The sequence below is a fragment of the Burkholderia sp. APQ4-4ca genome, from assembly GCF_057837105.1.
Genome location: NZ_JBYQCG010000122.1, coordinates 23,982 through 30,483, shown reverse-complemented (window position 1 = coordinate 30,483; position 6,502 = coordinate 23,982). Strand labels below are relative to the sequence as shown.

The window sequence follows — 6,502 nt, the reverse complement described above, 5'->3', positions numbered from 1 at the left end:
CGATTCGAACGGCGTGCCGACATTCATGAAGCGTTCCTCAAACTCGGTTGCTCCATGATCTGCTGGAACATTTTGCAGCGGACTCAGCAGCCTTTATGAAACCGTCTCTTATTGCCCGCTGATCTGATTGATCGATGTTTCGGACGGCTTCGAGCCAATTGCGACGATGACTACCTGGGCCTTGTCGCTGCATATGTCAAAGACGATGGAATGTGGTGGCTTTCAGCACGTCAGGCGAAAAAGAATCCGCATATCGCATCTGCGACCTTGGAAGCAATCGCCGCTTACTACGAGAAAAGCTCTCGGAGGTTTATGGATATTCCGAAATATTGAGTCTTCGATGTCACGCGCCGAGGCCGGGTCGGCGGATGCGAAACGACGGAAAGGGATGATGAATCAGTTGCTTACGCTTCCGCCTTCCAGTCCCCCGACTTCCCGCCGCGCTTCTCCCTGACGCTCACGTCGGTGATCACCATCCCGCGATCGACGGCCTTGCACATGTCGTAGACGGTCAGCAGCCCGACCTGCACGGCCGTCAGCGCTTCCATCTCGACGCCGGTGCGGCCGAACGTCTCGACCTGCACGACGCAGTGGACTCCCGGCAGCGCGTCGTCGAGTTCGAACTCGACGGCCACGCGCGTCAGCGCGAGCGGGTGGCACAGCGGAATGAGATCGGCCGTGCGCTTCGCGCCCTGAATCGCCGCGATGCGCGCGACGCCGAGCACGTCGCCTTTCTTGGCCTTGCCGTCGCGGATCAGCGCGAACGTGGCAGGCAGCATCCGGATCGTGCCGCGCGCGATCGCGATGCGTCGGGTTTCCTGCTTGTCGCCGACGTCGACCATGTGGGCGTGACCGGCTGCATCGAAATGGGTGAGTCCTGACATGTCTTCCTCTATTGGAACGGAGTGCGTACGCACGTCCCTCGATCCTGCTTCGCGATCGGCCGGGCACTGAACGCCATGCCGGCGCGACGAACCGATCCAACGGCTTAGCGGGCGCCTATCATAGCAGCGGCGTTCGCGTTGCCGCAGGCGCAGATGACGCGCGCGCGGCACGGGACAGTCGTCGCGGCGCCGGTACAATGATCCGAATATTCAGACCAAACGCCGCGATGCGCGCCGTTCGCGCGGGACGGCGTCGTTTTCATCCTGCCATGCGTGTCAAACAGTTGCTTGCCGTGTCGCTGTCGGCCGCGCTCGCGCTGCCGCCGGGCGGCCATGCGCAGAGCGCCTCCGCGCCGCCGCTCGAGCCGGCGGTTGGCGGCGCGACGTCGATTTCCACCGTGCCGTCCGGCATCGCGACCGGCGTATTCGGCACGTACGGCGGCGCGGAGAGCCGGTTCTCGGGCGCGGACGGTGCATCGGCGCCGGTCGCGAGCCTGCGCGCGCCGCTGCGTGCGCTGGAGCTGCCCGATCTCGGCGACGGCTCCGGCGGCTCCCTGACGCCGCGGGCCGAGCGCCGGCTCGGCGAACGCGTGATGCGCGAAGTGCGGCGCGATCCCGACTATCTCGACGACTGGCTCGTGCGCGACTACCTGAACGCGATGGCGGCGCGGCTCGCGGCCGCGGCGGCGGCGCGCTACATCGGCGGCTACACGCCGGACTTCGACCTGTTCCCGGTGCGCGATCCGCAGATCAACGCGTTCTCGATGCCGGGCGGCTTCATCGGGATCAACAGCGGGCTGGTGGTGACGACGCAGACGGAGTCGGAACTCGCGTCGGTGGTCGGCCACGAGATGGGCCACGTGCTGCAGCGGCACATCGCACGGATGATCGGTGCGAGCGAGAAGACCGGCTACACGGCGCTCGCGACGATGCTGCTCGGTGTGCTGGCCGGCGTGCTCGCGCGCAGCGGCGATCTCGGCAGCGCGATCGCGATGGGCGGGCAGGCATACGCGGTCGACAACCAGCTGCGCTTCTCGCGGTCGGCCGAGCGCGAGGCCGATCGCGTGGGCTTCCAGCTGCTCGCGGGAGCCGGCTACGACCCGTATGGCATGCCGGGCTTCTTCGAGCGGCTCGACCGCGCGTCGACGGGCGATGCGGGCGTGCCCGCCTATGCGCGCACGCACCCGCTGACCGGCGAGCGGATCGCCGACATGGAGGATCGTGCGCGCCGCGCGCCGTACCGGCAGCCGCGCCAGTCCGCCGAATACGGGTTCGTGCGTGCACGGCTGCGCGTCCTGCAGAACCGGGCGCCGACCGACATCTCGGCCGAGGCGCGCCGGATGCAGCTCGAGATCGACGATCGCACCGCACCGAACGTCGCGGCGAACTGGTACGGCATCGCGCTCGCGAACACGCTGCTCGGCCAGTACGATGCGGCGGACAAGGCGCTCGCATCGGCGCGCGGCGCGTTCGACGAGCGCGAGCGGCGCGACGACGATCCGGCGACCAGTTCGCCGAGCCTCGACGTGCTGGCCGCCGACATCGCCCGCCGCGCGGGCCGGACCGACGACGCGGTACGGCTCTCGGCGCTCGCGCAGCGGCGCTGGCCGGCGTCGCACGCGGCGATCGTCGCGCACCTGCAGGCGCTGATCGCCGCGCGCCGCTTCGGCGAAGCGCAGACGCTCGCGCGGGCGCAGGCGAAGGCCGACCCCGAACAGCCGGACTGGTGGGAGTACCTCGCGAAGGCGAGCGACGGCAAGGGCGACGTGCTCGCGCGGCGCCGGGCACTGGCGGAGAAACTGGCGCTCGACGGCGCATGGCCGTCGGCGATCCGGCAACTGAAGGAAGCGCGCGACGCGAAGGACGTGTCGTTCTACGAGCAGTCGATCATCGGCGCGCGGCTGCTGGAATTCGAGGCGCGCTACAAGGAAGAGCGCGACGACGAGAAGAACGGCCGCGGGTAGCGGCGGCCGCGCGGCGAGCGCGGCCGGCCTCGCCGAGGCTCACTCGCCGCTGTCGGCCGCGTCGCGCGCGAGGCGCGCCGGGCTGGCGACGTAGCCGAACCGCGCCGGTACGTCGGCGCACGCGATGCTGCCGAGCGGCAGCGTACGGCCATCGCGCCAGCGCAGCACCGGCGGCTCGGCATCGAAATCCGCGTGATCGGCGAACAGCCCGAGGTCGTGATCGTGCAGCGCCGCGATGCGCGCCGGTGTGCCGCCATCGCGAAACAGCACGCCGCCGCCGTCGTCGAGCCAGGCGGCATCCGGTTCGAACGGGGCGCCCGTCTGGTCGGTGAGCGCAAGCTGCCCGTCATGCTCGGCGAGCCGCACGACCCACGGCGTATAGGCGAGTTCGACGTACACGCGCTGCGGCCCGTTCTGGAAGAACCACTGGCCCTCCGCGTCGCATGCGTAGTTGCGGCCGATGAACGCGTTCAGCGCCGCGTGCCGGATCGGCGAGCCGAGCTCGCCGGCCGCCTGCGCGGCGTCGTCGCGCAGCCGCCAGGTGCCGCGCCGGTCGAGCAGCAGCCAGCCGGTGCAATGCGGCACGTTCGGCCATTTGGCGAGCGCCTGCCTGACGATGTCATCCATGGTCGACGAATTTCGAGCAATAGCCGAACACCCGCGCCGACAGCCAGTCGACGCGGCCGGGGAACGGCCCGGTCATGAAGCCCGCGTGGCCGCCGTGCGCGGGCTGGTCGAGCTCGACGGACGGCGACACGTCGGCCGGGCCCGGTAGCGCCGATTCGGGCAGGAACGGGTCGTTGCGGGCGTTGAGGATCAGCGTCGGCACGTCGATCGCGGGCAGCAGCGGCCGCGTGGTCGCCTTCGTCCAGTAGTCGTCCGCATTCGAGAAACCGTGCAGCGGCGCGGTCACGACCTCGTCGAAGTCGCGCATCGTCACGGCCTGCAGCATCGCTTCGCGGTCGAACAGCCCCGGATACTGGTCGAGCTTCGCGAGCGCCTTGCGCTTGAGCGTCTTCAGGAAGCTGCGCGTGTAGACCATCGCGAACCCCTGCGACAGCGCGCGGCCGCCGGCGTGCACGTCGATCGGCGTCGAGATCGCGGCCGCGGCGCGCACGATCGACGTGTCGCTGCGATGCTCGCCGAGCCAGCGCAGCAGCACGTTGCCGCCGAGCGACACGCCGGCCGCGACCAGCGGCCCGCGATGCTGCGCGGCGAGCCGGTGCAGGATCCAGTCGACCTCGGCGCTGTCGGCGAGATGGTAGAAGCGCGGCTGGCGGTTGATCTCGCCGCTGCAACTGCGGAAGTGCGGCACGACGGCGTGCCACCCGTTCGCGCGCGCGGTGGCCATCATCGCAAGCGCGTAGTGCGAGCCGGAGCTGCCTTCGAGGCCGTGGAACAGCACGAACAGCGGCGCGTCGGGCGCCGGCGCCGCGCTGTCGAGGTGCGCGACCCAGTCGAGGTCGATGAAGTCGTGGTCGGGCGTTTCCCATCGCTCTCGCCGATAAGCGACGACCGGACGCCGCGCGAACAGCGCGGGCACGATGGTTTGCACATGGCTGTTGGGCAGCCAGCGCGGTGCGCGATAGCGCAATGAATCGTCGTCGGGGGCCGGGGCCCCAGTCAGCGGCGAGGTGGGCGGAGAAGCCGTACTCATGATCGCCCCGCTAATGCGTTGCTTCGTTTTTCGTCAGTGCAGCGGACCCTGCCCGTGACGGATCTTCGCGGCGAATTGTCCGGCCGCTTGTTCAGGAATCGGGCTCGCGTGGATGTGCGCGATGCGCCACTCGCCGCGTTCGTGGATCATCACGTACGTCGCGAAAACCATGTCGGGTTCGGCCGTCAGGTCGGCCTGCTGATGCGCTTCGGCGATCGTATAGACGACCGTGCCGAGGCTGTCGTACACCCGGATGTCGAGCGGCTCGATCGTGACCGGGCGCGTCGCGAGCCGGTTGGCGAGGCCGCTGCGGATCTGGTCGAGGCCGTGCAGATGCTCGCCGTCCGCCCAGACGCAGCTGGCGAAATCCTCGTCGATCCACAGCGCCAGCAGCGCGTCGAGATTGGCATCCGCGACGGCCTGGTAGTAGGCGTTCAGCGTATCGGCAGCAGCTTCGAACAGGCGGGCAAAACGTGGCATCGGGGTTGTCTCTCGCGCGCATCGCGCGCCGTATTCAGCACGGCGGCCCGGGTGGAGCCGCCGTACACCGGTGAATCGGATTGCCCGGCGCGCCGTGCGACGCTGCCGGTCAGGGTCAGCGCTGCCCGACGAGCATGCCGCGCAAATCGCCGAATACCTGCTCGGGACCGAGTTCGCGCAGGCACTTCAGGTGGCCGAGCGGGCACTCGCGTTCGAAGCAGGGACTGCATTCGAGATGTAACCATTGTACCTTCGCCAGGTCCGACAGCGGAGGGGTGTGGCGCGGATCGGTCGATCCGTACAACGCGACGAGCGGGCGGCGCAACGCGGCTGCGACATGCATCAGCCCCGAATCGTTGGTGACGACCGCGTTCGCGCGCGCGATCAGCGCACATGCCTCGGACAACGACGTCTGCCCGCACAGATTGCGCACGTTCGGCGCGTGGTCGGCGATCGCCTGCGCGGCGGCCGAATCCTTCGGCGAGCCGAGCGCGACGATCTGCGTATACGGGAACGACTGGTGGACGATGGTCGCGAGCGACGCGAAGTGCTCGGGCGGCCAGCGCTTGGCCGGGCCGTATTCGGCGCCGGGGCAGAACACGACGAGCGGCTTGCGCGTATCGAGATTGAAACGTGCGGATACGCGCGCCGTCTCGTTCAGGTCGGCGTCCAGGCGCGGCGCGGGCAGGGTTTTCATCGACTCGGGCAGCTTCGCGCCCGGTGCGTACGCGAGCGCCGCGTAGTGGGTCGTCATCGGCGGCCGCTCGCCCGACTTGTCGGGGTTCGCGTGCCGCACGTTCAGCAGCCCGTAGCGGTGCTCGCCCGTATAGCCGATGCGCAGCGGGATGTTCGCGAGCCACGGGATCACCGCGGATTTCAGCGAATTCGGCAGCACGTACGCCGCGTCGTAGCCGACGTCGCGCAGGTCGCTCGCAAGCTGCCAGCGGCGCAGCAGCTGCAGCTTGCCGTGCGCGAGATCGGTCGCGTAGACATCGTGGATCTCGGGCATCCGTTCGAGCACGGGCGCGACCCACGAGGGTGCGACGGCATCGATCGCGATGCGGGGATGGAGCTTTTTCAGCAGCGCAAAAAGCGGCTGCGCCATCAATGCGTCACCGATCCAGTTCGGTGCGATAACCAGCGCTCGACGCATCAGGTCGACTTCCGATGTCGTAATGAAGCACGGCGCACGGGCGCCGCGTTCGGGTTGCCAGAATGGGGAAGGGCGGCGCGCCGGGATTTCCGGTTGCGCCGCCTTGCGGGTCGGCAGGCCCTCGGGCCCGGCCGCCGGGCTCAGTGGCCCTTGACGACCTCGCCGTCGCGCAGCTTGTAGCGCGTGCCGCAGTACGGGCAGCGCGCCTCGCCGTGCGATACGTCGATGAAGACGCGCGGGTGCGCATTCCAGCGCGTCATGGCCGGGTTCGGGCAGTAGGCGGGAAGATCCTTGGCCGTCAGCTCGACCAGCGGCATTTCCTTGATTTCGCTCATGAGACTTTCTCTTATCACTCTTGTGTGGG

7 protein-coding genes and 1 pseudogene are annotated in these 6,502 nt (G+C 68.9%); 2 read left to right on the top strand and 6 right to left on the bottom strand.

The genetic code is table 11. The features are described 5' to 3' along the window. Positions 1-99 (top strand): annotated as a pseudogene (locus AC3IFE_RS15695) (IS5/IS1182 family transposase); the annotation flags it as partial. Positions 100-404: 305 nt separating this feature from the next. Here the strand turns inward: AC3IFE_RS15695 and moaC are convergent. After that, on the bottom strand, positions 405-884 hold the full coding sequence (gene moaC, locus AC3IFE_RS15690) for a cyclic pyranopterin monophosphate synthase MoaC (protein ID WP_089468355.1): 480 nt from the start codon (positions 882-884) through the stop codon (positions 405-407). A 269-nt stretch (positions 885-1,153) separates the two neighbouring features. Between moaC and AC3IFE_RS15685 the strand changes: the two genes are divergently transcribed. Continuing rightward, the gene (locus tag AC3IFE_RS15685) at positions 1,154-2,848 is read left to right on the top strand and encodes a M48 family metalloprotease (protein WP_489191049.1); all 1,695 of its coding nucleotides are present in this window, start codon (positions 1,154-1,156) and stop codon (positions 2,846-2,848) included. Between the two features lie 39 nt (positions 2,849-2,887). Here the strand turns inward: AC3IFE_RS15685 and AC3IFE_RS15680 are convergent, their stop codons facing one another. The 5 genes from AC3IFE_RS15680 to AC3IFE_RS15660 all read right to left on the bottom strand — a co-directional run bounded on the left by AC3IFE_RS15680 (position 2,888) and on the right by AC3IFE_RS15660 (position 6,473). After that, complete coding sequence (locus AC3IFE_RS15680; protein ID WP_489191048.1) at positions 2,888-3,475, bottom strand: DUF2946 family protein; 588 nt, start codon at positions 3,473-3,475, stop codon at positions 2,888-2,890. Further along, a complete protein-coding gene (locus AC3IFE_RS15675; protein ID WP_489191047.1) occupies positions 3,468-4,505 on the bottom strand; it encodes a hydrolase in 1,038 nt (345 codons plus the stop codon). The genes AC3IFE_RS15680 and AC3IFE_RS15675 overlap by 8 nt, the downstream gene beginning before the upstream one ends. Positions 4,506-4,538: 33 nt before the next feature. After that, a complete protein-coding gene (locus AC3IFE_RS15670; protein WP_034178922.1) occupies positions 4,539-4,985 on the bottom strand; it encodes a nuclear transport factor 2 family protein in 447 nt (148 codons plus the stop codon). A 115-nt stretch (positions 4,986-5,100) separates the two neighbouring features. Then, positions 5,101-6,138, bottom strand: coding sequence for a lipopolysaccharide heptosyltransferase II (waaF, locus tag AC3IFE_RS15665; protein WP_050014556.1), 1,038 nt, complete (start codon positions 6,136-6,138; stop codon positions 5,101-5,103). A 140-nt stretch (positions 6,139-6,278) separates the two neighbouring features. Further along, positions 6,279-6,473, bottom strand: coding sequence for a zinc-finger domain-containing protein (locus tag AC3IFE_RS15660; protein ID WP_006482499.1), 195 nt, complete (start codon positions 6,471-6,473; stop codon positions 6,279-6,281). Positions 6,474-6,502 lie beyond the last annotated feature (29 nt).